The sequence below is a fragment of the Povalibacter uvarum genome (genome assembly GCF_014202975.1).
In the GTDB taxonomy this organism is placed as follows: Bacteria; Pseudomonadota; Gammaproteobacteria; order Steroidobacterales; family Steroidobacteraceae; genus Steroidobacter; species Steroidobacter uvarum.
In genome coordinates, this window is the sequence record NZ_JACHHZ010000006.1 from 446965 (window position 1) to 471935 (window position 24971).

Annotated in this window: 20 protein-coding genes and 1 riboswitch; of the genes, 11 read left to right on the plus strand and 9 right to left on the minus strand. The window is 62.9% G+C overall.

Going from position 1 to position 24971, the window contains the following annotated elements:
- The first annotated feature begins 50 nt into the window (after positions 1 to 50).
- Together HNQ60_RS27725 and HNQ60_RS24270 are read left to right on the plus strand one after the other, a co-directional pair.
- A complete protein-coding gene (locus tag HNQ60_RS27725; protein ID WP_184335364.1) occupies positions 51 to 1658 on the plus strand; it encodes an NAD(P)/FAD-dependent oxidoreductase in 1608 nt (535 codons plus the stop codon).
- Positions 1659 to 1698: 40 nt separating this feature from the next.
- Positions 1699 to 2418: a TrmH family RNA methyltransferase gene (locus HNQ60_RS24270; RefSeq protein WP_184335365.1), complete on the plus strand. Its 720-nt coding sequence runs from the start codon at positions 1699 to 1701 to the stop codon at positions 2416 to 2418.
- Positions 2419 to 2431: 13 nt separating this feature from the next.
- Here HNQ60_RS24270 and HNQ60_RS24275 read toward each other — a convergent pair whose 3' ends face one another.
- The 6 genes from HNQ60_RS24275 to HNQ60_RS24300 form a co-directional block, all read right to left on the minus strand.
- Positions 2432 to 3316, minus strand: a complete 885-nt coding sequence (locus tag HNQ60_RS24275) for a methylenetetrahydrofolate reductase (RefSeq protein ID WP_184335366.1) — start codon at positions 3314 to 3316, stop codon at positions 2432 to 2434.
- Positions 3317 to 3328: 12 nt separating this feature from the next.
- Positions 3329 to 4207, minus strand: a complete 879-nt coding sequence (locus HNQ60_RS24280) for a bifunctional 5,10-methylenetetrahydrofolate dehydrogenase/5,10-methenyltetrahydrofolate cyclohydrolase (protein ID WP_184335367.1) — start codon at positions 4205 to 4207, stop codon at positions 3329 to 3331.
- A gap of 80 nt (positions 4208 to 4287) precedes the next feature.
- Positions 4288 to 5199 (minus strand): formyltetrahydrofolate deformylase, encoded by a 912-nt coding sequence (gene purU / locus HNQ60_RS24285; protein WP_184335368.1) that lies wholly within the window; start codon positions 5197 to 5199, stop codon positions 4288 to 4290.
- 168 nt (positions 5200 to 5367) lie between these two features.
- Positions 5368 to 6783 carry an adenosylhomocysteinase gene (ahcY, locus tag HNQ60_RS24290; RefSeq protein ID WP_184335369.1) on the minus strand — a complete coding sequence of 472 codons (1416 nt, stop codon included), beginning with the start codon at positions 6781 to 6783 and terminating at the stop codon, positions 5368 to 5370.
- 16 nt (positions 6784 to 6799) lie between these two features.
- Positions 6800 to 6876: riboswitch (S-adenosyl-L-homocysteine riboswitch) on the minus strand.
- 98 nt (positions 6877 to 6974) lie between these two features.
- The gene (metK, locus tag HNQ60_RS24295; RefSeq protein ID WP_184335370.1) at positions 6975 to 8162 is read right to left on the minus strand and encodes a methionine adenosyltransferase; all 1188 of its coding nucleotides are present in this window, start codon (positions 8160 to 8162) and stop codon (positions 6975 to 6977) included.
- An 87-nt stretch (positions 8163 to 8249) separates the two neighbouring features.
- Positions 8250 to 9215, minus strand: a complete 966-nt coding sequence (locus tag HNQ60_RS24300; RefSeq protein ID WP_184335371.1) for a carbohydrate kinase family protein — start codon at positions 9213 to 9215, stop codon at positions 8250 to 8252.
- A 673-nt stretch (positions 9216 to 9888) separates the two neighbouring features.
- Here HNQ60_RS24300 and HNQ60_RS24305 point away from each other — a divergent pair.
- The 6 genes from HNQ60_RS24305 (at position 9889) to nhaA (ending at position 17669) form a co-directional block, all read left to right on the plus strand.
- Positions 9889 to 10899, plus strand: a complete 1011-nt coding sequence (locus HNQ60_RS24305) for a diguanylate cyclase domain-containing protein (RefSeq protein WP_184335372.1) — start codon at positions 9889 to 9891, stop codon at positions 10897 to 10899.
- A gap of 91 nt (positions 10900 to 10990) precedes the next feature.
- On the plus strand, positions 10991 to 12541 hold the full coding sequence (locus tag HNQ60_RS24310) for a malonate--CoA ligase (protein WP_184335373.1): 1551 nt from the start codon (positions 10991 to 10993) through the stop codon (positions 12539 to 12541).
- Positions 12542 to 12599: 58 nt separating this feature from the next.
- Entirely contained in the window at positions 12600 to 13484 is an 885-nt protein-coding gene (locus HNQ60_RS24315; RefSeq protein WP_184335374.1) for a pirin family protein, read from the plus strand.
- Positions 13485 to 13648: 164 nt separating this feature from the next.
- Positions 13649 to 15313 carry a SulP family inorganic anion transporter gene (locus HNQ60_RS24320; RefSeq protein ID WP_184335375.1) on the plus strand — a complete coding sequence of 555 codons (1665 nt, stop codon included), beginning with the start codon at positions 13649 to 13651 and terminating at the stop codon, positions 15311 to 15313.
- Positions 15310 to 15768, plus strand: a complete 459-nt coding sequence (locus tag HNQ60_RS24325) for a hypothetical protein (protein ID WP_184335376.1) — start codon at positions 15310 to 15312, stop codon at positions 15766 to 15768. Before HNQ60_RS24320 ends, HNQ60_RS24325 begins: the two co-directional genes overlap by 4 nt.
- Before the next feature lie 77 nt (positions 15769 to 15845).
- Positions 15846 to 17669: a Na+/H+ antiporter NhaA gene (nhaA, locus tag HNQ60_RS24330; RefSeq protein WP_184335377.1), complete on the plus strand. Its 1824-nt coding sequence runs from the start codon at positions 15846 to 15848 to the stop codon at positions 17667 to 17669.
- A 68-nt stretch (positions 17670 to 17737) separates the two neighbouring features.
- On the opposite strand, the gene HNQ60_RS24335 is transcribed toward nhaA, so the two are convergent.
- Positions 17738 to 18811 (minus strand): cyclic nucleotide-binding domain-containing protein, encoded by a 1074-nt coding sequence (locus tag HNQ60_RS24335; RefSeq protein WP_184335378.1) that lies wholly within the window; start codon positions 18809 to 18811, stop codon positions 17738 to 17740.
- A 221-nt stretch (positions 18812 to 19032) separates the two neighbouring features.
- Here HNQ60_RS24335 and HNQ60_RS24340 point away from each other — a divergent pair, with 221 nt between their 5' ends.
- Both HNQ60_RS24340 and folD read left to right on the plus strand, forming a co-directional pair.
- Positions 19033 to 19539, plus strand: coding sequence for a GNAT family N-acetyltransferase (locus HNQ60_RS24340; protein ID WP_184335379.1), 507 nt, complete (start codon positions 19033 to 19035; stop codon positions 19537 to 19539).
- Positions 19540 to 19613: 74 nt separating this feature from the next.
- Entirely contained in the window at positions 19614 to 20504 is an 891-nt protein-coding gene (folD, locus tag HNQ60_RS24345) for a bifunctional methylenetetrahydrofolate dehydrogenase/methenyltetrahydrofolate cyclohydrolase FolD (RefSeq protein ID WP_184335380.1), read from the plus strand.
- Positions 20505 to 20703: 199 nt separating this feature from the next.
- Here folD and HNQ60_RS24350 read toward each other — a convergent pair whose 3' ends face one another.
- The gene (locus tag HNQ60_RS24350; RefSeq protein WP_184335381.1) at positions 20704 to 21258 is read right to left on the minus strand and encodes a MarR family winged helix-turn-helix transcriptional regulator; all 555 of its coding nucleotides are present in this window, start codon (positions 21256 to 21258) and stop codon (positions 20704 to 20706) included.
- Between the two features lie 610 nt (positions 21259 to 21868).
- Here HNQ60_RS24350 and HNQ60_RS24355 point away from each other — a divergent pair.
- Entirely contained in the window at positions 21869 to 22078 is a 210-nt protein-coding gene (locus HNQ60_RS24355; RefSeq protein WP_184335382.1) for a hypothetical protein, read from the plus strand.
- An 88-nt stretch (positions 22079 to 22166) separates the two neighbouring features.
- Here HNQ60_RS24355 and HNQ60_RS24360 read toward each other — a convergent pair whose 3' ends face one another.
- Positions 22167 to 24881 carry a phosphoenolpyruvate carboxylase gene (locus HNQ60_RS24360; protein WP_184335383.1) on the minus strand — a complete coding sequence of 905 codons (2715 nt, stop codon included), beginning with the start codon at positions 24879 to 24881 and terminating at the stop codon, positions 22167 to 22169.
- Between the last annotated feature and the right edge of the window lie 90 nt (positions 24882 to 24971).

The window sequence follows — 24971 nt, forward strand, 5'->3', positions numbered from 1 at the left end:
GCTAAAATGCGAACCTCCTTTGCCGGACAACACCCGGCCGGAACGTCGACGTGATCCGCATAACCGAACTCTCCCTGCCGCTCGACCACGCGCCCGAGGCGTTGCGCAAGGCAATCGTCAAACGACTGAAGATCAGCGACCCGGAGTTGCTCGACTTCAGCGTATTCAAGCGCAGCTACGATGCCCGCAAGAAAACGAGCGTCATCACGTTCGTCTATATCGTCGATCTGACGGTCCGCAATGAAGTCGCCGTCCTGCGCCGCTTCGCCGACGATCCTCACGTACGCCCGGCGCCGGACACGAACTACCATCCCGTTGCTCAGGCACCGGCAGGCCTGACCGAGCGGCCAGTCGTCATCGGCTTCGGTCCGTGCGGACTCTTCGCAGCACTGATTCTTGCGCAGAACGGGTTCAAGCCGATCGTCCTGGAACGCGGCCGCGATGTTCGCAAACGAACGAAGGACACCTGGGGCTTGTGGCGCAAGAACACGCTGACGCCAGAGTCGAACGTGCAGTTCGGGGAAGGCGGCGCGGGTCTCTTCTCGGACGGCAAGCTCTACAGCCAGATCAAGGATCCGAAGTTCTACGGCCGCAAGGTCATGCACGAATTCGTGCGCGCGGGCGCGCCCGAAGAAATCCTGTACGTCAGCAAGCCGCACATCGGCACCTTCCGACTGACCGGTGTCGTGTCACGAATGCGCGAGGAGATCATCGCGCTCGGCGGCGAAGTCCGGTTCGAAAGCAAAGTCGTCGATCTCGTGATCGAGAACGGTCAGGTCGAAGGCGTGACACTCGAAAACGGCGAAACGATCCGCACACGACACGTCGTGCTCGCGCTCGGTCACAGCGCGCGAGATACGTTCCGGATGCTGGTGCGCCGCAAGGTCTTCGTCGAGCCGAAACCGTTCGCCATCGGCTTTCGCATCGAGCATCCGCAATCAATGATCGATCGCGCGCGCCTAGGCAAATACGCAGGACATCCGGAACTCGGCGCCGCCGACTACAAGCTCGTGCATCACGCTTCGAACGGACGAGCGGTTTACAGCTTCTGCATGTGCCCCGGCGGCACCGTCGTCGCCGCGACGTCGGAGCCGCAGCGCGTCGTAACGAACGGTATGAGCCAGTACTCGCGCAACGAGCGCAATGCCAATGCCGGTATCGTCGTCGGCATCGATCCGGAGAAGGATTTTCCCGGTGGGCCGCTCGCCGGCGTCGAGCTGCAGGAACGGCTCGAATCGCAGGCCTATGTCCTCGGCGGCAGCGACTACAGCGCGCCCGGCCAACTCGTCGGCGACTTCGTTCGCGGCGTCGCGTCGCAAGCGTTCGGCGAGGTCGAGGCCTCCTACAAGCCTGGCGTGAAACTCGGAGATCTCGCCCCTTCGTTGCCTGACTACGCGATCGAAGCCATTCGCGAAGCGCTGCCGGCGTTCGGCAGGCAGATCCGTGGATTCGATCGCGACGATGCCGTACTGACCGGTGTCGAAACACGAACCTCGTCGCCCGTGCGCATCACCCGCCACAATGAGACGTTCGAGAGCCTGAACGTCCGTGGCCTCTATCCCTGCGGCGAAGGTGCCGGCTACGCGGGCGGCATTCTTTCCGCCGGCGTCGACGGCATCAAAGTCGCCGAGGCGGTGTCCTTGTCGTTAGCCCCGTGATCCGCGTGGAAATCCGATTCCGACTCCCAGCGAACCTCCCATGAAATTCGACGACATCAAGAAGCTCCATCAGAAGAAGTACCGCGACGAGCTCGGTCACTTCCTCGTCGAAGGCGAACACCTCGTGCTGGAGCTGCAAAAGGCAGCCGCGACTCAACCGGCGCTGCGAAACTCGAAGCTCTATGTGACCGACGGGCATGAGAAATGGAGCAGCCCGTTCGAAACTCACGTCGTCAGCAATCGCCGGATGGAAGAAATGTCGGAGACGCGGACGCCGCAAGGCATCGTCGCGCTCGTTCCGATCCTGCCGGCGCCAGCTGCGAACGCGACTACGCGTGCGATCTATCTGTATGAGATTCAGGATCCCGGGAATCTCGGCACTGTGTTGCGAACGCTGGCATGGTTCGGAAATCTGCGCTGTCTGCTGAGCCCGGGGAGCGTCGATCCGTACAACTCGAAGGTGCTTCGGGCCAGCGCCGGCGCGATCTTTCACGTGCCGGTCGAAACCGACGTGCCCGTCGCGGCGCTTGCATCGCGATTTCGTCGCGTCGGGTGTCTGGATATGCGAGGCGAGAGCCTTCAGTCACCGGGATTCAGGGAATGCGATTGCTACGTCTTCGGCAACGAGGCGCGCGGTGTGCCGCGTGCCGACCTTGAGCCGCTGAAAGCGAGCTTCTTTTCCATTCCCGGCAGCGGCGCCATCGAGTCGCTGAACGTCGCTTCGGCGGTGAATATGTGCGTGTATGAGATGAATCGCTAGTCCGTCAGCAACGTCAACGTCGCACACCGCTCGCTTCCAGTATGCCCGGAATGTGCGCTTCCCATCCCATCGCCATCAGGTGCACGCCAGCGCAGTGCGATTTCACCTCGGTGACGATGCGGGCACAGATATCCATGCTGGTCTTCAATTCGGCCTGAGCGTCGCCGGCGACACGATCCATCTCTGCGATGAGCGCCTCGGGCACCGCGATGCCCGGCACGTTGGCATTCAGCCAGTTCGCCATCTTCGATGACTTCAGCGGAATGATACCCACGAGAACATTCGCGTCGGGTTTGAGCGCGTCGACGAACCTGCGCAACGCGTCGGCGTCGTAAACGGCCTGGGTCTGCAGGAACTGCGCGCCCGCATCGATCTTGCGCCGGACGTTCTCGACTTCCCGCTGCAGGTCCGGGCACCCGGGATTCGCCGTCGCACCGAGGAGAAGCGAAGGACGTCCCTTCAACTCGTTGCCGGCCATGTCCCGGCCTTCCTTCAGCGATCGTGCCGCCTGCAGCAGATCGATCGTCGACAGGTCGAAAACCGGCTTCGCTTGCGGATGATCCCCGTTTGCCGGCGGATCGCCGGCCATGAAGACCATGTTCTCGATACCGAGCACCGCGGCGCCGAGGATGTCGGCCTGCAGCGCGATGCGATTTCGATCCCGCGTCGTGAACTGAACGATGGGCTCGTGACCTCGATCCTTGAGTACCTTCGCGACTGCAAGCGGCCCGACCGCAAGACGCGCTCGTGGCGACTCGGTGAGATTGATGCCATCGACGTAGCCGCGCAATGAGTCGGCCTTCGCAAGCAGATCGGAAAGGTCAGTGCCTTTCGGTGGCGTCAGCTCTGTCGTCACCGTGAAGGTGGACGACTGGAGTTTGTGAGAAAGCGAGAGCATGTGGCGCTTCCGTCACCTCATCCCCGCACGCTGCGTGCCCGTCGCATATCTCTCCGCCGACAGGATCGTGTTGTGCAACAGCATCGTCACCGTCATCTGGCCAACGCCGCCCGGTACCGGCGTGATGTAAGACGCCTTTTCCTTCACGCCTTCAAAATCCACGTCGCCGACGATCCGTCCATCCGGCAACCGGTTGAAGCCCACGTCGATGACGACCGCTCCGGTCCGGACGATCTGCGGCACGATCAGATTCGGGACACCCGCCGCCACGACGAGGATATCCGCGAGCAAAGTGAAGTGCCCCAGGTCGCGCGTCTTTTTGTGGCAGATGACGACCGTTGCGTCCTGCTGCATCAGCATCAGTGCCGTCGGCTTGCCCACGATGTTGCTCGCGCCGACGACGACGACATTGCGGCCTTCGACCGGAATGTTTTCGTGCTCGAGGATTTTCTGCACGCCATACGGCGTGCACGGCGAGAACACGGTATTTCCCGTAACGAGCCCGCCCATGTTGTAGAGATGGAAGCCGTCGACGTCCTTCTCGACCGAGATCGCCTCGAGCACGCTCGACACGCGGATGTGCGGCGGCAACGGCAACTGCACGAGAATGCCGTGAATCCCGGGATCGTCGTTGAGCGCGTAGATGCGCTCGAGGAGCTGATCTTCCGGCGTCTGCGAGGACAGCTCGATCAGATCAGACCGGATGCCGGCCTGCTGGCAGGCCTTGATCTTGTTGCGCACGTAGCTGCGCGAAGCCGGACTGTCGCCGACGAGAATGACCGCGAGCCCGGGCGTTACCCCGTGACGCGCCTTCAGATCATCGACCCTCAGGTGATACTCGGCGCGAAGCTTGGCGGCGATCGCGGTGCCGTCGATGATTTTGGCGGACATGGAGAAAAGCCTCTAGCGGCGAGCTGCGAGCGACGAGCCGGAAAGGGACATCAGACAAATCGGGGCACAGCGACGGCGGCTCACCGCAGGACGACGGTCTTCACGTCGTTGATGAAGACGCGGCGTTCGGCGTGCCAGCGCACGGCGCGATTCAATACGACGCTTTCGAGATCGGCGCCGATGGTGACCAGGTCTTCCGGCGGCATCGTGTGATCGACGCGCGCGACTTCCTGTTCGATGATCGGACCTTCGTCGAGATCGGTGGTGACGTAGTGCGCCGTCGCACCGATCAGCTTCACGCCGCGGGCGTGCGCCTGGTGGTAGGCCTTCGCGCCTTTGAATCCCGGCAGGAACGAATGATGGATGTTGATCGCCTTGCCACCGAAGTACGCGCAGGCATCGGCTGTCAGGATCTGCATGTAGCGCGCGAGAACCAGCAGGTCGGCTTCCGTTTTCTCGAACAGCTCGATGATCCGCTTCTCCTGATCCGCCTTGCGCCCGTCGATCACGGGGAAATAGTGGAAGGGAATCCCGTGCCACTCGGTGAGGCTGCGCATGTCCTGATGGTTCGAAACGACGGCGACGACTTCGATCGGCAGCGTGCCGGTGCTGTATCGATGCAACATGCTGTTGAGGCAATGCCCATGCTTCGACACAGCGAGGACGGCGCGACAACGACGACGGCCGTCGTGGAACCGATGCACCATCTTGAAGCGCGCACCGACAGTCTTCGCGAACTCGCGATCGAGCTCCGCAAGCGACGGCGTACCGTGACCGTCCGGATGAAAAACCGTACGCATGAACGACTTCACCGTGTACGGATCGTCGAAGTGCTGCGCCTCGGTAATGGAACAGTTGTGAGCTGCCAGGAAACCCGAAACAGCTGCGACGACACCGGTCGTGTCCGGGCACGACAGCGTCAGCACATTGCTGTTGGTCTTGTCGCTGGAGGCGACAGGGGCAGGAACCGGAGTATGAGAATGATCGGGCATTGTCGGGCAGCTGGCGCAAGATCGCCCCCACCCTGCCCTCCCCCGCGATCGCGGGGGAGGGATGTTCTCTATGACAGCGCGGGAGCCGGAACCCCCTCACTCTGCCTGCGGAAGCACTGGAAGAAAAGCGTTCTGACTATCCGCCATCCGCTATCCGCCCTCTACTTCTCAATAACGGTAGTGGTCGGGCTTGTACGGCCCTTCCTTCGCGACGCCGATGTACTGAGCCTGTTCATCCGTGAGCGTCGTGAGCTGCACGCCCAGCTTCGCGAGCTGCAGACGCGCAACCTTCTCGTCGAGGTGCTTCGGCAGCACGTACACGCCGATCGGGTACTTCGCCGTGTTCGCGTAGAGCTCGATCTGCGCCAGCGTCTGGTTCGCGAACGACGAGCTCATGACGTACGACGGATGACCCGTCGCGCAGCCCAGGTTCACGAGGCGGCCTTCGGCCAGCAGGATGATGCGCTTGCCATCCGGGAAGATGACGTGGTCGACCTGCGGCTTGATGTTCTCCCACTTGTACTGCTTCAGTGCGGCGACATCGATCTCGTTGTCGAAGTGGCCGATGTTGCAGACGATGGCGTTGTTCTTCATCTTCTTCATGTGATCGTGCGTGATCACGTGGAAGTTGCCCGTCGTGGTCACGAAGATGTCGCCCTTGTCGGCGGCCTCTTCCATCGTCACGACGCGATAGCCTTCCATCGCAGCCTGCAGCGCGCAGATCGGATCGATTTCCGTGATCCATACCTGTGCCGACAGCGAGCGCAGCGCCTGGGCCGAACCCTTGCCCACGTCGCCGTAGCCGGCAACGATCGCGACCTTGCCGGCGATCATCACGTCGGTTGCGCGCTTGATGCCGTCGAGCAGCGATTCACGGCAACCGTAGAGGTTGTCGAACTTGCTCTTGGTGACCGAGTCGTTGACGTTGATGGCCGGGAACGCGAGCTTGCCGTCCTTCGCCATCTGGTACAGGCGCTTGACGCCGGTCGTGGTCTCTTCCGACACGCCCTTGATCTGCTTCAGGCGGGCCGAGTACCACTTCGGATCCTTCTTGAGGTAGCGCTTGATCGAATTGAAGAGGCACACCTCTTCTTCGCTGCCCGGCTTCGCGAGCACGCTCAGGTCGGTCTCAGCACGCGTGCCGAGGTGCAGCAGCAACGTGGCGTCGCCGCCGTCGTCGAGGATCATGTTCGAGTAGCCGTTGTCCGGCCATTCGAAGATGCGGTGCGTGAACTCCCAGTAGTCGTCCAGCGATTCGCCCTTGAATGCGAACACGGCGGTGCCGCGCTCTGCGATTGCGGCGGCAGCGTGATCCTGCGTCGAGAACACGTTGCACGAGGCCCAGCGGACTTCCGCGCCGAGCGCCTGCAGCGTCTCGATCAGCACCGCGGTCTGAATCGTCATGTGCAGCGAGCCCGTGATGCGCGCGCCCTTCAGCGGCTGGCTCTTCGAGAATTCTTCGCGAATCGCCATCAGGCCGGGCATTTCGGTCTCGGCGATCAGGATTTCCTTGCGACCCCAGCTCGCGAGGGACATATCGGCAACGTGAAAGTCGCCTGAAGCAGGTTTGACAACAGCGCTCATGATCATCTCCGTTCAAAGTGGAAGGGCGCCGTTGCCGTTAGGCAATCCCGCCGAGCCTGGCAGAGGATTTCTGCTGCAGCGCCCCTCGGCGAGTGGAAGGCAAGTATTCTAACCGTGACCAGGGACGGGTGACGTGTGACGGGAAGAAACACCGTCTTTCCCGTCACTCGTCCCCCGCCACATTCCCTATATCAGCCGTTCGCCGCCCGCTTCACCCCGGCATCCGCGGCGAGTGCGTCGGCCTTATCCGTCTTCTCCCACGAGAATTCCGGCTCCGAACGACCGAAGTGACCGTAGGCCGCCGTCTTCTGATAGATCGGACGCAGCAGATCGAGCATCTGGACGATGCCCTTCGGACGCAGGTCGAAGTGCTTGGCGACCAGCTCTTCCAGCTTCTCATCCGACACCTTGCCGGTGCCGAACGTGGTGACCATGATGCTGGTGGGCTTCGCGACGCCGATGGCGTACGACACCTGCACCTGCGCCTTCGTGGCGAGCCCGGAAGCGACGATGTTCTTTGCAACATAGCGGGCAGCGTAGGCAGCCGAACGGTCGACCTTCGACGGATCCTTGCCGGAGAACGCGCCGCCGCCGTGGGGTGCCGCACCGCCGTACGTGTCGACGATGATCTTGCGGCCGGTGAGACCGCAATCCCCCTGTGGACCGCCGATGACGAAGCGACCGGTCGGGTTGATCAGATAGTTGATCTTCTTGCCGATCATTTCCTTCGGCAGGACGGGCTTCACGATCTCTTCGATCACGGCTTCGGCCAGTGCGGCGTGCTCGATTTCCGGGTGATGCTGAGTGGACAGCACGACCGTGTCGATTTCCTTCGGCTTGCCGTCGACGTACTTCACCGTCACCTGCGACTTCGCATCGGGACGCAGCCAGTTCAGCTTGCCGGCCTTGCGCAGCTGCGCCTGGCGCTCGACGAGACGGTGGGAGAGATAAATCGGCAGCGGCATCAGTTCCGGCGTTTCATCGCATGCGTAGCCGAACATGAGCCCCTGGTCGCCGGCACCCTGGTCGAGGTTCAGGCCGCGGCCTTCGTCGACACCCTGCGCGATATCGGGCGACTGCTTGTCGTAAGCGACGAGCACGGCGCAACCCTTGTAGTCGATGCCGTAGTCGGTGTTGTCGTAGCCGATGCGCTTGATCGTTTCGCGGGCGATCGACTGGTAGTCGACGACGGCGTTCGATGTGATCTCACCCGCCAGCACGACGAGGCCCGTGTTGCACAGCGTTTCCGCGGCGACACGCGAGTACTTGTCCTGCGCCAGGATGGCGTCGAGGATCGCATCGGAGATCTGGTCGGCGACCTTGTCCGGGTGACCTTCCGAGACGGATTCCGATGTGAACAGAAAGCTTGCGGAGCTCATAAGATTTTCCCTAGGTCTCGTTGCCTGTGAATACGAACGGGTTTAACGATTGAAATTCGGTAGTGGATCCATTGCGCATGCGATGGATCAGACGCTGGCCTTCGGCGACAGCGGCCGGCCGAAGCTGGCCTGGAAGCGCTCTTCGAACTGCGACGCCGTGAACGTGTGATTCTGGGTGCCGCGGGTTTCGATCTTGATCGCTCCGATGAGCGACGCGATGCGACCCGTGGTTTCCCAATCGAGGCCGTGCAGCAAGCCGTGAATGAGACCGGCACGATACGCGTCGCCGCAACCGGTGGGATCGACGACCGCCGAGGGCTTTGCCGTCGGGATCACGATCTCGCGACCCTTGGTGTAGATCACGGACCCTTCGGCGCCGCGCGTCACGATCAGCGCGTCGACCTGGCCGGTGATGTCGGAGGCGGAAAGCTTCGCCTTTTCCTGCACGAGCTGCCACTCGTAGTCGTTCACGGCAACCCAGGTCGCCTGCTTGATGAACGCGCGGAGATCCTCACCACTGAACAGCGGCAATCCCTGGCCCGGATCGAAAATGAACGGGATGCCCGCGGCCGCGAACTGCGCCGCGTGCTGGATCATGCCTTCGCGGCCGTCCGGCGCAACGATGCCAATCCCGATGTTGCTGGCATCCGCCACGCTGTTGTGGTGGGACAACTGCATCGCGCCCGGATGAAACGCCCAGATCTGGTTGTCGTCGAGATCGGTCGTGACGAAGCCCTGCGCCGTATGTTCGGTCTCGATCACCTTCACATGCTCGGTCGGCACGCCGTTACTGGCCATCCAGTCGCCATAAAGCCCGAAATCCTTGCCGACGGTCGCCATGGGCAGGCCGACGTCGCCGAGCAGCTTCAGGTTGTACGCGATGTTGCCCGCGCAGCCGCCGAACTCGCGCCGCATCTGCGGGACGAGAAAGGAGACATTCAGCATGTGGATCTTGTCCGGGAGGATGTGATTCCGGAAACGATCCTGGAACACCATGATGGTGTCGAAGGCGACGGAGCCGCAGATCAGTGCGCGTTTGCTGTTGATGGTCATGTCTGACGAAAAAAACTCCATTGAGGAAGGCGCGATCGAATCCGAAGTGCGCCCTGTTGCCTGGCGATGCGGGACCCTGACGGTGACCGCGCGCCCGGGTAACCCGGGTGCGGGCCGGGCACGTTGTCTACGCTGCCGGACCCTCGCTGGCGGGGGCGAATTGTAAAGTAAGCACAGGTCGTCCCGCAGCCGATTTCCGGGCTATTGCGACGGGATTTCCCCTGAACCGGGGCATTTTGCAGGTTGCGGCGCATGGCAAATGCAACAGTCTGCATAAGGCCATAACCGTCGTTCATCGACGCGTTGCCGATGAGGCAACGGGTCCCTTCCCGTAGCGCAATGCCACGGGGTCGGTGACTGGGCGAGTCGAAAGCGCGCTTCCTGTTGTAGAAGAAAAAGCATCGATGCATCCGATCGAATCACGGCCAACGATCGAAGCGCACGATCGGGCACTCCGACCCGAAAGCACTGGCTCCCTGGGAGCCCTGAGTCATCCCCAACGCCCGGACCATCCGTATCAACGACGATGCGACCGTCGACGTTTGTCGGCAATTTATGCGCGCCCTTCCTTGTACGGGTTCGCCTTAACACTCCTCGCTGAAACCCTGTCACCCATCCGTGCGTTAACAGCGGCGACCACCCGTTATCCGGCCCTTCGAAGCGACGCGAATTAATGACAGAACCGATCAGCACGTCTGACGTCACTCCGGACGGACATAATCCGGAGTCGCCAGAGTCCACGGACGCGGTATCGATACTCATCGTCGAAGACGAAGGCATCGTCGCGCAGGACCTGCAGGAGACCATTGTCAGGCTCGGCTACCGGGTAGCAGGCGTCGCGGGCGAGGGCGTCCAGGCGGTCTACATGGCCGACGAGCTGCGGCCGCAACTGGTCATCATGGATGTCGGCCTGCGAGGCGACATCGACGGCATTCAGGCGGCCCAGATGATCCAGGAGCGCGCCCGCATTCCAGTGATCTTCCTGACTGGGCATCGCGACCTCGATACGCTCGACCGGGCGGTACGCACGGGGCCGCTGGGATATCTCGTCAAACCCTTCCAGGAAGTCGAGCTGCGCTGCTCGATCGAAGTGGCGATCCACAAGCACCGGGCGGAGATCGCGACGCGTGAGCGCGAAGAAGCGCTGCGCCGGAACGCCGATCTGCTCGTCAGCCTGTCGCTGGTCGACGAGCTCACGCAACTGCGCAATCGTCGCGGATTCTTCGAGCTGGCGGAACAGGCGCTGAAAGTCGCGCGCCGCGAGCGGCACATGCTCGGCCTCTTCTTCGTCGACCTGAATGGCCTGAAGCAGATCAACGATCATCTCGGCCATCTCGTGGGCGACCAGGCTCTGCGCGACACCGCCGATGCGTTGCGCAGCACGTTCCGTGAATCGGACATCGTCGCCAGGCTGGGCGGGGATGAGTTCGTCGCACTCGCCCATGTCCAGAACGATACGAGCACGCTGCGCGAGCGACTGCGTGAACAACTGGCGGTGCTGAACGCTGGCGCGGGACGGCCCTACAAGCTCGACGTCAGCATCGGCACGACCCTGGTGAATGCCGCCTCCAACGAAACCATCGAAGCGTTGATCGCGCTGGCGGACGCCGACATGTACGAGGAAAAGCGCGCTTCGAGCGGCATCCGTTACGTAGGCGACTTCACCAGCACGAGCGGCGTATAGCGAGCGAACGGGACGCCCGTCCCGCCTCCGCATGGCTTAGAGCGCATGCGCGGCTATCATTGGGCCTGCTTCCAGTCATGCCGGGCCGACGATGCCGTTCTCCGCGCCTTCCCCCCTCGATCCTCTTCATTGGCTCGATCGCGTGTTGCAACACGAGCCGGGGCGCCCATTTCTCACGACGCCCGGAGGTCGCACGCTGACTTACGGAGACTTTGACAGCCTGTCGTCGCGCCTCGGGCAGGCGCTGCTGAAGCGCGGCGTCGAGGTTGGCGATCGGGTGACGGCGCAGGTCGACAAGTCGCCCGAAGCAGTCGCGCTGTACATCGCCTGCCTCAAGGTCGGCGCGGCGTTCGTCCCGCTGAACACGGCGTACACACTCGTCGAGCTCGAGTATTTCCTTGGCGACGCGCAGCCGCGCGTAGCAGTCGTGCGGCCCCAGACGCTGGCCGACGTTACTCACCTTCCAGCATCGATTCAGTTCGAAACCCTGGATTCGACCGGCGGCGGATCGCTCATGGACCTTGCCGCACAGCCTGAAAATGCGAGCCTGCCTGCCGCGATCGCGCCTTCAGCGCTCGCCGCATTGCTGTACACCTCGGGCACGACCGGACGATCGAAAGGCGCGATGCTCACGCGAAGCAACCTCGCTTCGAATGCGGTGACGCTCGCTTCCGCATGGCGTTTTACCGAGCGCGACGTGCTGCTGCACGCCCTGCCGATCTTTCACGTGCATGGACTTTTCGTGGCAGTGAACACCGTTATGGCCTCAGGCAGCTCGATGCTGTTCCTGCCGCAGTTCGACGCCGCCGAGATCCTGCGCCAGCTATCGCAGGCGACGGTGATGATGGGAGTACCGACTTTCTATACGCGACTGCTTCAGCAGCCGTCGCTCGGCCGGGACGCCGTTCGCGGCATGCGCCTCTTCGTCTCCGGCTCCGCGCCGCTGCTGCCCGAAACGCACCGCGAATTCCATGAGCGCACGGGTCACGCCATTCTCGAGCGCTACGGCATGAGCGAGACGCTCATGAACACGTCGAATCCCTATGAAGGCGAGCGCATTCCCGGCTCCGTCGGGCCCGCGCTGCCCGGTGTCGAAGTGCGAATCACGAATCCCGAGGATGGCGTGCCGCTCGATGCCTCGGACACGATCGGCATGATCGAAGTGCGTGGACCGAACGTGTTCAGCGGCTACTGGCGCATGCCGGAGAAAACAGCCGCTGAATTCAGGGCCGACGGATTCTTCATCACCGGCGATCTCGGGCGCATCGACTCGCGCGGCTATGTCCACATCGTGGGTCGGGGCAAAGACCTCGTCATCACGGGCGGCTACAACGTATACCCGATCGAAGTCGAGGCGGAGATCGATGCCCTGCCCGGCGTCGTCGAAAGCGCCGTCATCGGCGTACCGCATCCGGATTTCGGCGAAGGGGTGACTGCGGTCGTCGTGACGAAGCCGGGCGCCGCGGTCGACGAGGACTCGGTGCGCAAAGCCCTCCAATCGCGGCTCGCGAAGTTCAAGCTGCCGAAGCGCGTCCTGTTCGTAACGGAACTGCCAAGGAACACGATGGGGAAGGTGCAGAAGAACGTGTTGCGGGACACTTACCGTGGGTTGTACGGTACGGAGGAGGCGGTTAGCGGTTAGCGGTTGGCGGTTGGCCAGAAACGCTGCCGACCGCGCCCACCAGCGATGGACGAACTTCATGAGCGAACTCTCCAATCCTGCGGTCGAGCTGATCATCGTTCCGCCGACGCGCGACTTGGGCGGGTTCGAGGTCCGGCGGGCACTGCCGAATCGCCGCCGTCACATGGTCGGGCCGTTCATCTTCCTGGATCAGATGGGGCCTGCACGATTTCCGGTGGGCGGTGGCGTCGACGTCCGGCCTCATCCTCACATCGGTCTCGCGACAGTCACGTACCTCTTCGAGGGCAGCCTCATGCACCGTGACAGCGAAGGCAACGCCATCGAGATCACGCCGGGTGCGATGAACCTGATGACCGCGGGCCGTGGCATCGCCCACTCCGAACGAACGCCGGCCAACGTGCGCGGGCAGTCTTCGCCGCTGTTCGGCATTCAGAGTTGGCTGGCATTGCCGACTGCCCATGAAGAAGTCGCACCGTCGTTCCAGCGCTTCACGGCCGACAGCCTGCCCGCCATCGAAGACGGCGGCTTACGCGCCCGCGTCATTGCGGGATCCGCTTTCGGCCAGCGCTCGCCGGTTTCGACTGCATCGGAATGGCTGTACGCCGAGGTCAATCTCGACGCAGGTACGAGCGCACCGTTCGAAGCGGACCAGGAAGAGCGCGGTGCCTACATCGTCGAGGGCGCAGTCGAAGTTGCCGGCGACATTTTCGAGGCGCCGCAGCTGATCATCTTTCGCCCAGGCGATCGCATCACGATCACCGCAGTCCGCGATTCCCGCCTGATGCTCCTCGGCGGCGCCGGAATCGACGGCCCACGCTACATCTGGTGGAACTTCGTCTCCTCCAGCAAGGAACGCATCGAGCAGGCCAAAGCAGACTGGAAAGCAGGTCGCTTCAAGGCGGTGCCGGGAGAGACGGAGTTCATACCGTTGCCGGATCTCTAAGAATTAGATGGCGGATAGCGGATGGTGACTAGCCCTCGTTCGTCACTCCCGCGCAGGCGGGAGTCCATCCCGGTCGCTCAGATGGATTCCCGCTTGCGCGGGAATGACGGCGGCGTGCGCATTCCGGCTATCCGCCATCCGCTAGCCGCTAGCCGACTTCCCCAATGATTTCCCTCCTCGAAGCACATCGCGCCGGACTTCTCTCCCGGGTGCACTGGACACGGAATATCGTCGCGGGAGCGATCGTCGGTGTCGTCGCACTGCCGCTGGCGATGGCATTCGCGATCGCATCGGGAGCGAAGCCCGAGCAAGGCCTCTACACGGCGATCGTGGCAGGACTTCTCGTTGCGATGTTCGGCGGCAGCCGCGTCCAGATCGCCGGGCCGACCGGCGCCTTCATCGTCATTCTCTCGGGCATCACGGCTCAGTACGGCATCGATGGCCTGCAGATCGCCACGATACTCGCGGGACTCATCCTGCTGTTGCTCGGCATGGCGCGGCTCGGCGCAATCATCCGTTTCATTCCCGATCCGGTCATCGTCGGTTTCACGGCGGGAATCGCCGTCATCATCTGGACGGGACAGTGGCAGTACTTCTTCGGTCTGCCCGGCGTGAGCGGTGAGCACTTTCACGAGAAGCTGCTGAGTTCGTTCGCTGCGTTCCCGAAACTGCACATCGCAACCACGGCGATCGCGACGCTGACGCTTGCGGTGGTGATAGCCATACCGCGCATTCCGGGATTCAAACGAGTACCGGGACCGCTGGCCGGGCTCGCGGTCGCAACGCTCCTGATGACTCTGCTTCACCCTGAAGGCGTGGCCACGATCGGCTCTGCTTTCGGCGGCATTCCGCGCACGCTGCCCAGCTGGCAATTCCCCGAGATCACCGCCGCGAGATTGATCGAACTGATGGGTCCCGCCTTCACGATCGCGATGCTCGGCGCGATCGAGTCCCTACTGTCCGCTGTCGTCGCGGACGGCATGGCCGGTACCCGGCACGACTCCAACCAGGAGCTGATCGGGCAAGGGATCGCCAACATTTTTGCGCCGCTGTTCGGCGGTTTCGCCGCGACTGGCGCGATCGCACGCACCGCCACGAACGTGCGCAACGGCGGCAACAGCCCGATCGCAGGAATCGTTCACGCGCTGACGCTGGTGCTGATCATCGTACTGCTCGCACCGCTTGCAGCGGATGTGCCACTCGCGGCGCTGGCCGCGATCCTGTTCGTCGTCGCCTGGAACATGAGCGAAGCCCGACACTTCACCCGCATGGTCCGACGCGCGCCGCCGGCAGATGTCGTGATTCTTCTCGTCACGTTCGGGCTGACGGTGTTCGTCGACCTGGTCGTCGCCGTGAACATCGGTGTGATTCTCGCGACTCTGCATTTTCTGCGCCGGATGGCCAGCAGTGTCGACGTGCACCAGCAATCGCCGCAGGAACTGAATCAGGAACTCGAACATCGCGGCCTGACGTTGCCGGAAGGCGTGCTGGTCTATTCAGTGGAGGGTCCGTTCTTCTTCGGTGCCGTCGAGAACTTCGAGCGGGCGCTTGCAGCCACGCATACTGACCCGAAGGCCGTGATCATCCGCCTCAAGTGGGTGCCGTTCATCGATATCACGGGCCTGCAGACGCTGGAGGAAGTGATCCGCGATCTGCAGCGCCGCAAAGTGCGTGTTCTCCTTACCGGGGCCAATCCCAGGGTCGCGGGTAAACTCGAGCGAGCCGGCTTGCGCGACGTCATCGGCACGGACAACTATTTCGCGACGCTGCCGGAGGCGTTCGCGGCCATCGATGCCGGTCGCGCCCATGAGCCGGGATCCACGACATGAAGACACCCAAAGCGCACATCGAACTGCTCGCCCGCAAGCTGCAGCAACTCTATTCCATCATCCTGCGCACCGAACGCGAATTCGATTCGGGGCCCGCAGGCCTCGCCCTGCTCGACCGGCTCATCAACGATCCGGCCTGGGCGTGGCTGCGTCCCGTATCGCTGCTGACGGCCGAAATCGATCATGTACTCTCGCAAGCCCAGCCGCCTACGGAATACGATCACGCGGTCGTGGCCGCTCATCTTCGGGGCCTGCTGATGGGCGAAGGCGATCTGCGCAACGATGCATTCCTCGAACGCTATCGACCCTTGCTGCAGCTGAGTCCAGAACTCGCGAGCGCGCACGGTGAACTGCGGGCACTACTGCGCGCGGCACCGACGGAATCCGCCAACGAAGCGGAACGATTGCACGCGAGACACCAATGGGCGATGCGGTCCAAGCATAAAAGCGTCTAGATGCCCCTTTTGGGGGGCAACAGGCTGAGGGCAGCCAGCTAGCCTCCAGCCGGCCAGCAATCAGCCAGAGACAAAGAATGTCCCAATCCACCAACCGCCTTACCCGTCCCGTTTCGAATCGCGATCACTTGCTGGGTCCCCATCGGGCCGCGATCACGCTGGTCGAGTACGGCAGCTACGCGTGCCCGCATTGTCGCGCCGCCAATGAACGCATCGCGCAGGTTCGGGATCAGTTCGGCGAGCAGCTTCTCTATGTATTCCGGCATCGCCCGGTCACCGGAAGCGATATCGCGAGGCGCGCCGCGGAGCTGATCGAACACGCCGACACGCCGGAGAAATTCTGGGCGGCGCACGTCAAGCTGATGACGCGCTCGGAGACGCTGACCGAGGACGATCTGGATGCGGTCGCCGCCGATCTCGGCGTGACCCAGTACGACGAGCAGCAACTTCATGGTGCTTCGGAGCTGGCGCGGGAGCGCGTGGAAGCGGACATCAGCAGCGCACGGGACAGTGGCGTGATGATCACGCCCACATTCTTCATCAACAGCCGCCGCTACGACGGTCCATGGGACGAGAGTTCGTTCGCGGACGCGATGCTGGGGTCGATGGGCCATCGCGTTCGCAGCGCCGCGCTCGACTTCGCACGCTGGGCGCCTTCAACCGGCATGCTGCTCCTGCTGGCGACAGTACTCGCCGTGATGCTGATGAACTCGACCCTGGGACCCGCCTTCGATGCGTTCTGGGAATCGCATTTCGGGTTCACTTTCGGCGATCAGCATTTCGCGATGTCGCTGCGTCACTGGGTCAACGACGGTCTGCTGACGATCTTCTTCCTCGTCGTCGGCCTGGAGATCAAGCGCGAGTTCACGGTCGGACACCTGGCGAGCCGACGCTCCGCTGCCCTGCCCATTGCAGCCGCAATCGGTGGTATGGCTGTGCCGGCGGCAATCTACGCACTGCTGATTCCCGCGGGCTCGTGGTCGCACGGCTGGGGCGTACCCATGGCGACCGATACGGCGTTCGCGGTGGCGCTCATCGTCATGCTGGGTCATCGGGTGCCGATCGAACTGCGGATCTTCCTCACTGCCGCGGCTATCGTCGATGACATCGGCGCCATCATCGTCGTCGCCGCCTTCTATTCCGGCGAGCTGCACCTCGGCTTCCTCGCCGGTGCGGTCGCCATCATCGGCGCGCTCGTCCTGCTCAACCGCGCGCATGTGTATCGCACGTCGCCGTATGTCATCCTCGGAATCGTTCTCTGGGTCTGCGTATACGGCGGCGGGTTGCATGCGACGCTGGCGGGCGTGCTGCTGGCGCTGTTCATTCCTACGCGCCCCCCGCCTGATCTTCGAACACTCATGATGCAGGCGGATCAGATCCTGGCTGCCGAAGCGCGTCATGGCACCGAGGTGCTGCGCCATGGCCCCTCCGAACCGAGCCTGATGGCGCTCGACGCCATCCACGATCGACTGGAGTCACCTGCGGACCGCATGCTGCGACACGTGGGCCCGCGATCGAGTTACTTCGTCCTGCCGCTCTTCGCGCTGGCGAATGCAGGCGTCGCACTGAGCACCGAAGTTTTCACGGGCCACGAGCCTCTGATGCTCGCGATCACCGGCGGCCTCGTGATCGGCAAGCCACTCGGTCTCGTTGCCGCATGCGCGCTCGCGGTGTGGACAGGGGTTGCAGTAAAGCCCAGCGAATATTCGTGGCTGCAGCTTCTGGGTGCCGGCGCGCTCGCGGGCATCGGATTCACGATGTCGCTGTTCATCGCGGGCCAGGCGTTTCCGGCGGCTTCGGATTTCGCGGCGGCGAAGATCGCCGTATTCGCAGCGTCAGTGCTCTCAGCCGTGATCGGCGTGCTCATTCTGTGGCGCGCCGGCCGAGCACCCGAGATGTAGACAGGGAGATCTCACACGGAGTTCACGGAGACCGGAACTTCATGTCTCCGTGTGAACTTCCGGGAATCTTACTTCCGCGCGATCTCAGTCGCCGACAGCCCGCCCTTGAGCACGCTCGCCTGGAAGCCGCGTTCGGAAAGGATGTACGCGCACGCCGAACTGCGGCGGCCGGTGTCGCAACAGACGACGTAGTGCCGGTTGCGATCGAGTCCCGCGAGCTTCAGGCGCAGGGAATACAGCGGAATGTTTGCAGCGCCTTCGGCGCGATAGTGTTCGAACTCCGAAGGCAGCCGCACGTCGATCCATTGCCCGCCCGAGGCCGCGATGCGCTTCGCCTCATCGAAGTCCACCCAGTGCAGCAGCGGCTCGTGCAGAAGCTTGCGGAAATCTTCTTTCGCCAGTCGCATCAGGCAGCCGTCCGTGACCATCGTGACGGTGGCATTGCGACGTGTCTCGGAGATGAGGGCCTCTTCGCCGAAGGTGTCGCCCATGCGCAGTTCCGCGAGCTTGATGCCTTCCTTGTTGAGCGGCGTCTCGCGCGTGACCAGGCAGGTGCCCTTCACGATGATGTAGAGGCAATCGCCTTCTCCGCCCTGCTTGATCACGACTTCGCCGGCGCGATAGTCGATGCGCTGCAGCCGCATGAAGACGGCCTGCAGGTTGGCGGGCGGGATGCGATGGAATGCTTTCGACTGCAGCAGCGCCGTCATCCAGTCATCCGGTGCGGGCTGATTCTCTTCGTCGATCCCGCGCAGCTCGGAGACTTTGTAGCTGCCTGTCTGGTCCCAGGTCACCACGACGTCGAGGAACTCGCTGTCGATGTGCAGGTATTCGATGCGATCCGAAGTCACGACCGCCGAGTAGGGGCGCGGCAACGCATGCGCGAGCGGATTCTTCGATTTCGGCGTTCCGCTGCGTACGGTACCGACGACCTCGCCTTCGCTCATCAGGTCGATGGTGCCGCTCAGCAGGTAGAAGGTGTGCTTTTCCTCGTCGCCTTCCGTGAACAGCAGGCGCCCTCTGGGAGCCTGTAACCGTCTCATTCTCCGGGCGAGCGTGAGGAGGTTCTCCGGACGCATGGCGTCGAGCGGCGAGAACGTCTTCAGCAGCGCCAGTTCCTTCGAGTTCCCGGAGAGCTCCATAGACAGTCTTTGTTATCAGTAGGTTGTCGCAGTATAGGGACGCCCCGCGCTGAAACAGCGATGCATCTCACAGAGCCGCCGCCCGCCCGGCGCAGGGCGCTGCCGGAAAATGCACACTGCGTCACAGATGCCGCGGACCCGCGGATTTCCGGGGTCCGGGGCCGTTTTTCATGCCGCAACGCGGGCGTTCGGGGCAGCTTTGCCGGCTAAACTCGCCCGCTATGACGACGACACAGGTTCGACTTCTGGTCCCGGACGATGCCGAGTCGCTGTTCCATTTGCGGCGCGCTGCATTGCTCGATTCGCCCCTCGCCTTCTCGGCGAGCCCCGAGGACGATCGCTATTCGTCGCCCGAAGCGGTGCGCACGCAACTGGGCGAATCGCAGGCGCTGGTCTTTGGAGCGCTCAACGGGAATCTGGTCGGCATGCTCGGCATGTATCGCCTGCCGCAGATCAAGACCGCGCATATCGCGATGATCTGGGGCGTCTTCGTCGCACCGTCGGCGCGAGGCCAGGGTGTAGCAGCCCAGCTTTTCGAGGCAGCCATCGCACACGCCCGTGCGGTTCCCGGAATCGCATCGCTGCAACTCTCCGTGAACGAGACGACGCCAGGCGCGCGGCGGTTGTACGAGAGAATGGGCTTCCGGGTGTGGGGCGTCGAACCCGACGCCTTGCGTGCGAACGGCCGATCGACCAGCGAAGCTCACATGAGCCTCAGCCTGAACTGAGGCTCCGCGTCGCAAATCCGGCGCGATCCCCGCACAATAGCCGCCGCAATCCACGCACCCGCAGGGAATCTGAATTGAGCGCCACGATCATTGACGGCCGCGCGGCCGCCGAACGCCTTCGTCATCGCGTCGCCGGACGCACCGCGGAACTGCGCGCGAACGGTCTCGTACCCGGCCTCGCTGTTGTCCTGGTCGGCGAGGACCCCGCCAGCAAGATCTATGTCGCGAGCAAGACGAAGCAAGCCGAAGAAGCCGGCATTCGTCATTTCGATCACCGGCTCGCGGCGACGGCGACGACCGCCGAGCTGTTGCAACTCGTGCGCGAGTTGAATGCGAATCCCGATGTCCATGGAATTCTCGTGCAGCTGCCGCTGCCGAATGGCGTGGACAGCGCTGCCGTGCTCGCGGCGATCGATCCCGCCAAGGACGTGGATGGTTTTCACGCGGTGAATGCCGGCAAGCTGGCGCTCGGCGAAGAAGCGACCGTTCCCTGCACGCCGCTCGGCTGCCTGATCCTGATCCGCGAAGTGCTGCCCGACATGCGCGGCAAGCGCGCCGTCGTGATCGGCAGGTCCAACATCGTCGGCAAGCCGATGGCGCAGCTCCTGCTCCAGAACGACTGCACAGTGACGATCGCGCATTCGCGCACTCGCGACCTGCCCGCTCTCTGCGCCGAGGCAGAAATCCTGGTGGCCGCGATCGGTCGGCCGAAGGCGATTCAGGGGGAATGGGTCCGACCCGGTGCAGTAGTCGTGGACGTCGGTATCAACCGCATCGACGACGGGAGTGGCAAATCGAAGGTGGTAGGCGATGTGGACTTCGCCTCTGCCGTGACACGAGCCGGAGCCATCACCCCGGTGCCGGGTGGCGTCGGCCCGATGACGATCGCGTGCCTGCTGATGAATACCGTGAACGCCGCAATCCGTTCGCGACTCGGTGCTTCCGTGGAGCTGCTTCGTCCCTGAGACCCGCGGAGTTTCACACGGAGTTCACGGAGAGCACGGAGACGAAGACTTCATATCTCCGTGTACTCCGTGAGCTCCGTGTGAAATCTTCTCGCCTTCGGCGATGACGTCCGACTGAAGTCGGACCCACAAACTGAATCGGACCCGCCTCTTCCTTCTTGCTAGCGGCAAGCAAGCCAGCTGGCTAGCCGGCTTCCCATCAAACGTCATCCTGCCCAGCGTCCGGATCGCCGATCACGGCAAAAAGTTTGTCGAGCGTCTGATAGAGCGCCACTCGCTCCGAATCATTCAGCGTCTGCAACATCGACGCCTGACGACGCTGCGCGACCGGCAGCACCGACTTGTAGAGCGCCTTGCCCTTCGGGGTGATCGACACGCTGACCGGAGCGGCCAGAGCTTCAGCCGAGCGCGAACCGCGCTGAGCGATGATCTTGGTCTTCGTCAGACCGCGCTTGGTCATGACCCGCAACGTGCGGCTGACCTGTCCCTTGTCCATGCTGGAGCGGTTCGTGAGCTCCGAAAAGCGCAGCGGTGAGAATCGGGTCACGAGCGCCAGCAGGCGCCACTCGGGCAGGCTCAGATCGAACTCCTCGAGATACCGCTTCGTCATGTTGTTGCGAAGCGCGTTCGACAGACGCGTCAGCCGGAAGGTCAGGAAGTCCTCGATGTGCAGGTTTGCACCATTGCGGGACAGCGATACCCAGGGATTCGAGGTACGCGTGCCGGAGGCCTTCTTGGAAGTGCGCTTTTTCAAACGGGGAGTCTCACGGATGGGAAATCAACGGGGTGCGCATTCTGCCGCATCGCAGCGACCGTTGGATAGTGAAACCGCGTTAAATCAGGGAATTGCCATTCACGCGCGTCTCTCGATGTACACGGACGTTACAACTGCCGAACAAAACTTCACGCCCTTGCGCCGCGGATCGCAAGTGGATGTTTGCGCACATCCGCCGCACGGCACGCGCAATCCACTCCCTCGACATGTCAACCGGCGGGCAACACGGCGAATCAGACGCCAATTCACATGCAACGCCGGATCAGTATTTACCGCGATAGGGGCGCGGATCACGGCAGCAACCAATGCGGCGCGATTCAATCGAACAAGAGAGCTTTTTGCGCAGCCATGCCGGCCGGGCGCTTCGCATGCGCGTTTCAGCAGGGCAACAACGCCAGCGACGAACCTGAACGGCCGCGAAAAGCCCGACGCTATCTTCTTGTTTGAATGAGATGTCGTGCGGGCAGCGACGGCACACACTGGGTGATGCCACTGTTGTGCTGACAACCCGCGAAGAAATTGAGTGCACAACCTGCGCAGCGCTGCTACTTTCCGCGCGCGCAATTTGGTCTGAGCTGCGGGAGGGGCAATGGCACGGCTCGACGAAAAAAAGCGCGTTCTTGAGCAGTGGCTGCAACTACCCGAATCGCGCCGGCGGGACGCGACCGACGTGGTTGCATTCGCGTATCGACTGCTGCAGGAACGCCCAGAACTCATTGACGACAACCGGCAATCCAGTTTCGAAACGATCGTCGGCTGGTTGATGCCGCATCTGAAGCTGGAAGCGGATAGCGGATAGCGGATGGTGATTAGTCTGCGGGGCGGACTCGCATTCGTCGCATTCTGACTATCCGCTATCCGCTATCCGCTATCCCCTATCCCCTTCCTCACGCCCCCTGCAGCGCCTGGCTGATTCCTGTAATGGATGAGAGGAGAGCCGCCAGCATCTCCTTGTCTTCGCGCCCACCAGCCCGCCACCGCTTCAGCAGATCGACCTGCAGCAGGTGCATCGGATCGATGTAGGGACTGCGCAGCCGGATCGAGCGCTGGATCGTCGGCTCGCTTTCCAGCAGACACGTGGCGCCCTTCAGCTCCAGCACCCGCTTGCGCGCCAGGTCGTACTCCTCGCGCAGGACCGGAATGAACCGCTGGTACTGCGGATCCACCAGTTCATCGTAGAAGGCAGCGATGCTGAGATCGGCGCGTGCAAGCGCCAGCTCGATGTCGTCGATCAGGTTCTGGAAGAAGAACCAGCGCTCGTACATTTCCTTGAGCACCGCGGGACTCACTCGCTCCATCGCCGCTGTCAACGCAGAGCCGACACCGAACCAGCCCGGCATCATGTATCGGCACTGTGACCACGCGTAGTTCCACGGAATCGAGCGCAGCGCCGCGATGCCGGTTCGTTCGTTACGCGTCGTGGGCCGCGACCCGATCTGCATGCGTTCGATGACGTCGATAGGCGTCAGCTGCCGGAAGAAATCATTGAAGGCGGCGTCTTCGTAAGTGGTGGCGCGATAGGTGTTCGCACTCTGGGTCGCCAGGAAATCCATGATCTCCCGCCACTTCGGATCGACCACTTCCCTGGGCGTCGTGCCGCTGCTCGCGAGCGCGAGCACGTTGAACGCCTGCTCGAAAATTCTGAGCGCGATCGGTCGCAGCCCGTACTTTTCGTTGATGAGCTCACCGGCTTCGGTGATGCGCAGACGCCCCCGGCTCACACCTTCCGGCGAACTGCGGATGAGCGCCTCGGTCCGGCCACCGCCGCGTCCGAAACTGCCACCCTGGCCGTGCATGAACGTGAGATCGACATCCGAGCTGGCGGCGACTTCGACGAGCGACTCCTGCGCCTTGCGCACGAGCCAGCGTGACATCGCAACGCCCGAGTCCTTGTTGCTCGCGGAGTAACCGATCATCACGTACTGGTGATTGCCGCGACCGTGGAGATGGCGTCGATACAGAGGCTCGTTCAACAACTGGCGCATCAGCTCGCCGCAGCGTGACAACGCTTCCGCGGATTCGAACAACGGCGCGACGTCCACGGGAACGTCGCCGGAGCGGCGATCGGCAGTGTCTGCCCACCGAGCGAGCAGCAGGACCGAAAGAATATCGTCGACGCCGCGCGTACTGCTGACAACGTAGGGCCCGATCGAGTCAGGGCCGTTGCGATGACGGCAGTGAGCGAGCGCCTCGAACACCCAGAGCGCGCGCTTGCCCGTCGCATCGAGAATTGCGCACGGACTCTCGTCGCGCTCGAGTGCGTGGCGCAGGCGCGCAACGCGATCCTCGGCGCTGCGTTCCTTCCAGTTCGAATCACCGATCCCCTGACCGACCACGCCACGATGCACGACAGAGCTCTGACGGATGTCGAGCGTCGCCAGATGAAAACCGAAAGTACGCACCCGCCGGATCAATCGACTGACCTGGAATGCGCCCGCATGCGCGCCCCTGTTGGCCATCAGGCTGTCGTAGATCAGATTGAGATCGGCGAGGAAATGCGAAGCGGATTCGTACTGGGCCTGACGGCCTTCGTATGTCGAACGCAACCGCTCCAGGATCTGGCCGAGGAACACGCGATACGGCATGCGGTCGTGCCGGGCCGGCGACAACGATTGCGATTCGGAGAGCAATGTCTGGTAGTGATCGATCCGCGCCTGCAGCTGCGGCGAGATGCCGATGCGCGTCGCGCTCTGCGACAAGGACTCGGCGAGACCCTGGCACTCGAGGAAGTAGCGATTGACGATGAGCTGCTGATGGCGGGCGATCGTTTCGCGAATCGTCTTGGCGTTGACGTCCGGGTTGCCGTCCATGTCGCCGCCGACCCACGAGCCGAAACGCAGGATCTCCGGCAGCTCGAGATCCTTCGCTTCGGGTCCGTACACCTTTACGAGCGCCGCGGTCACTTCTTCGTAGAAGACCGGCACGATCTGGAACAGGATTTCGACGATGAAGAACAGCGCGTGCTCGCGCTCGTCGGCGACGGTGAGGCGTTCGCGCGAATTGTCGGCCGTCTGCCAGCCCGACGTGATGTCGGTGCGGATGCGCTCCCAGATCGTCTGCGTCTCGGCAGCGCTGCGCGACAGGCCGATCCGGCCCAGCAACAGCTGAGCGATCTTCTGCTGCTTGCGCAGGATCGTGCGACGTGTCGACTCGGTGGGATGCGCGGTGAAGACCGGCTCGATCCACATTTCGAGCATCAGCCTGCGAATGTCCGTGAGCTGCAGGCCTTTCTCGCGGAGCGCAATCAGTGCGTCTTCGATACCGCCCGGCTGCGTCTCGCCCTCATTCATATAGTGACGACGGCGGCGGATGCGATGCACCTTCTCCGCCATGTTCACCATCTCGAACCACGTCGAGAAGGCACGCACCAGATCGCGCGACAGCGCCGGGGATATCCCGCGCGTGCAGACCATCAATCGAACGGCGCCTTCGGCCTCGCCTTCACGCTGCCCGATTGCTGCCTGCCGCGCCCGCTCGACCGCCTGGAAGAGCTCCTCGCCTCCCTGCTCGCGAATGACATCGCCGACGAGCGCACCGAGCATGTGCACGTCTTCGCGCAGATCGGCATCTTTCGATGGGAATACGAGATCGTGACGGGGCATGGGAGTGTGGGCGCCGACGGCTGGTCAGGCGGCCCGACCCAAAGGGAGGGAATTCATAAGGAGGCGCAGTCTACCAGCGGGACCGCCCGA

Coding starts and splice junctions, on each gene's coding strand:
- HNQ60_RS24320 (WP_184335375.1), top strand. CDS start 13,649: ATGATTTCCCTCCTCGAAGCACATCGCGCCGGACTTCTCTCCCGGGTG.
- HNQ60_RS24300 (WP_184335371.1), bottom strand. CDS start 9,215: ATGACCATCAACAGCAAACGCGCACTGATCTGCGGCTCCGTCGCCTTC.
- purU (WP_184335368.1), bottom strand. CDS start 5,199: ATGCCCGATCATTCTCATACTCCGGTTCCTGCCCCTGTCGCCTCCAGC.
- HNQ60_RS24325 (WP_184335376.1), top strand. CDS start 15,310: ATGAAGACACCCAAAGCGCACATCGAACTGCTCGCCCGCAAGCTGCAG.
- HNQ60_RS24315 (WP_184335374.1), top strand. CDS start 12,600: ATGAGCGAACTCTCCAATCCTGCGGTCGAGCTGATCATCGTTCCGCCG.
- HNQ60_RS24280 (WP_184335367.1), bottom strand. CDS start 4,207: ATGTCCGCCAAAATCATCGACGGCACCGCGATCGCCGCCAAGCTTCGC.
- metK (WP_184335370.1), bottom strand. CDS start 8,162: ATGAGCTCCGCAAGCTTTCTGTTCACATCGGAATCCGTCTCGGAAGGT.
- HNQ60_RS24270 (WP_184335365.1), top strand. CDS start 1,699: ATGAAATTCGACGACATCAAGAAGCTCCATCAGAAGAAGTACCGCGAC.
- HNQ60_RS24355 (WP_184335382.1), top strand. CDS start 21,869: ATGGCACGGCTCGACGAAAAAAAGCGCGTTCTTGAGCAGTGGCTGCAA.
- ahcY (WP_184335369.1), bottom strand. CDS start 6,783: ATGAGCGCTGTTGTCAAACCTGCTTCAGGCGACTTTCACGTTGCCGAT.
- nhaA (WP_184335377.1), top strand. CDS start 15,846: ATGTCCCAATCCACCAACCGCCTTACCCGTCCCGTTTCGAATCGCGAT.
- HNQ60_RS24305 (WP_184335372.1), top strand. CDS start 9,889: ATGACAGAACCGATCAGCACGTCTGACGTCACTCCGGACGGACATAAT.
- HNQ60_RS24310 (WP_184335373.1), top strand. CDS start 10,991: ATGCCGTTCTCCGCGCCTTCCCCCCTCGATCCTCTTCATTGGCTCGAT.
- HNQ60_RS24340 (WP_184335379.1), top strand. CDS start 19,033: ATGACGACGACACAGGTTCGACTTCTGGTCCCGGACGATGCCGAGTCG.
- HNQ60_RS24275 (WP_184335366.1), bottom strand. CDS start 3,316: ATGCTCTCGCTTTCTCACAAACTCCAGTCGTCCACCTTCACGGTGACG.
- HNQ60_RS24335 (WP_184335378.1), bottom strand. CDS start 18,811: ATGGAGCTCTCCGGGAACTCGAAGGAACTGGCGCTGCTGAAGACGTTC.
- HNQ60_RS24360 (WP_184335383.1), bottom strand. CDS start 24,881: ATGCCCCGTCACGATCTCGTATTCCCATCGAAAGATGCCGATCTGCGC.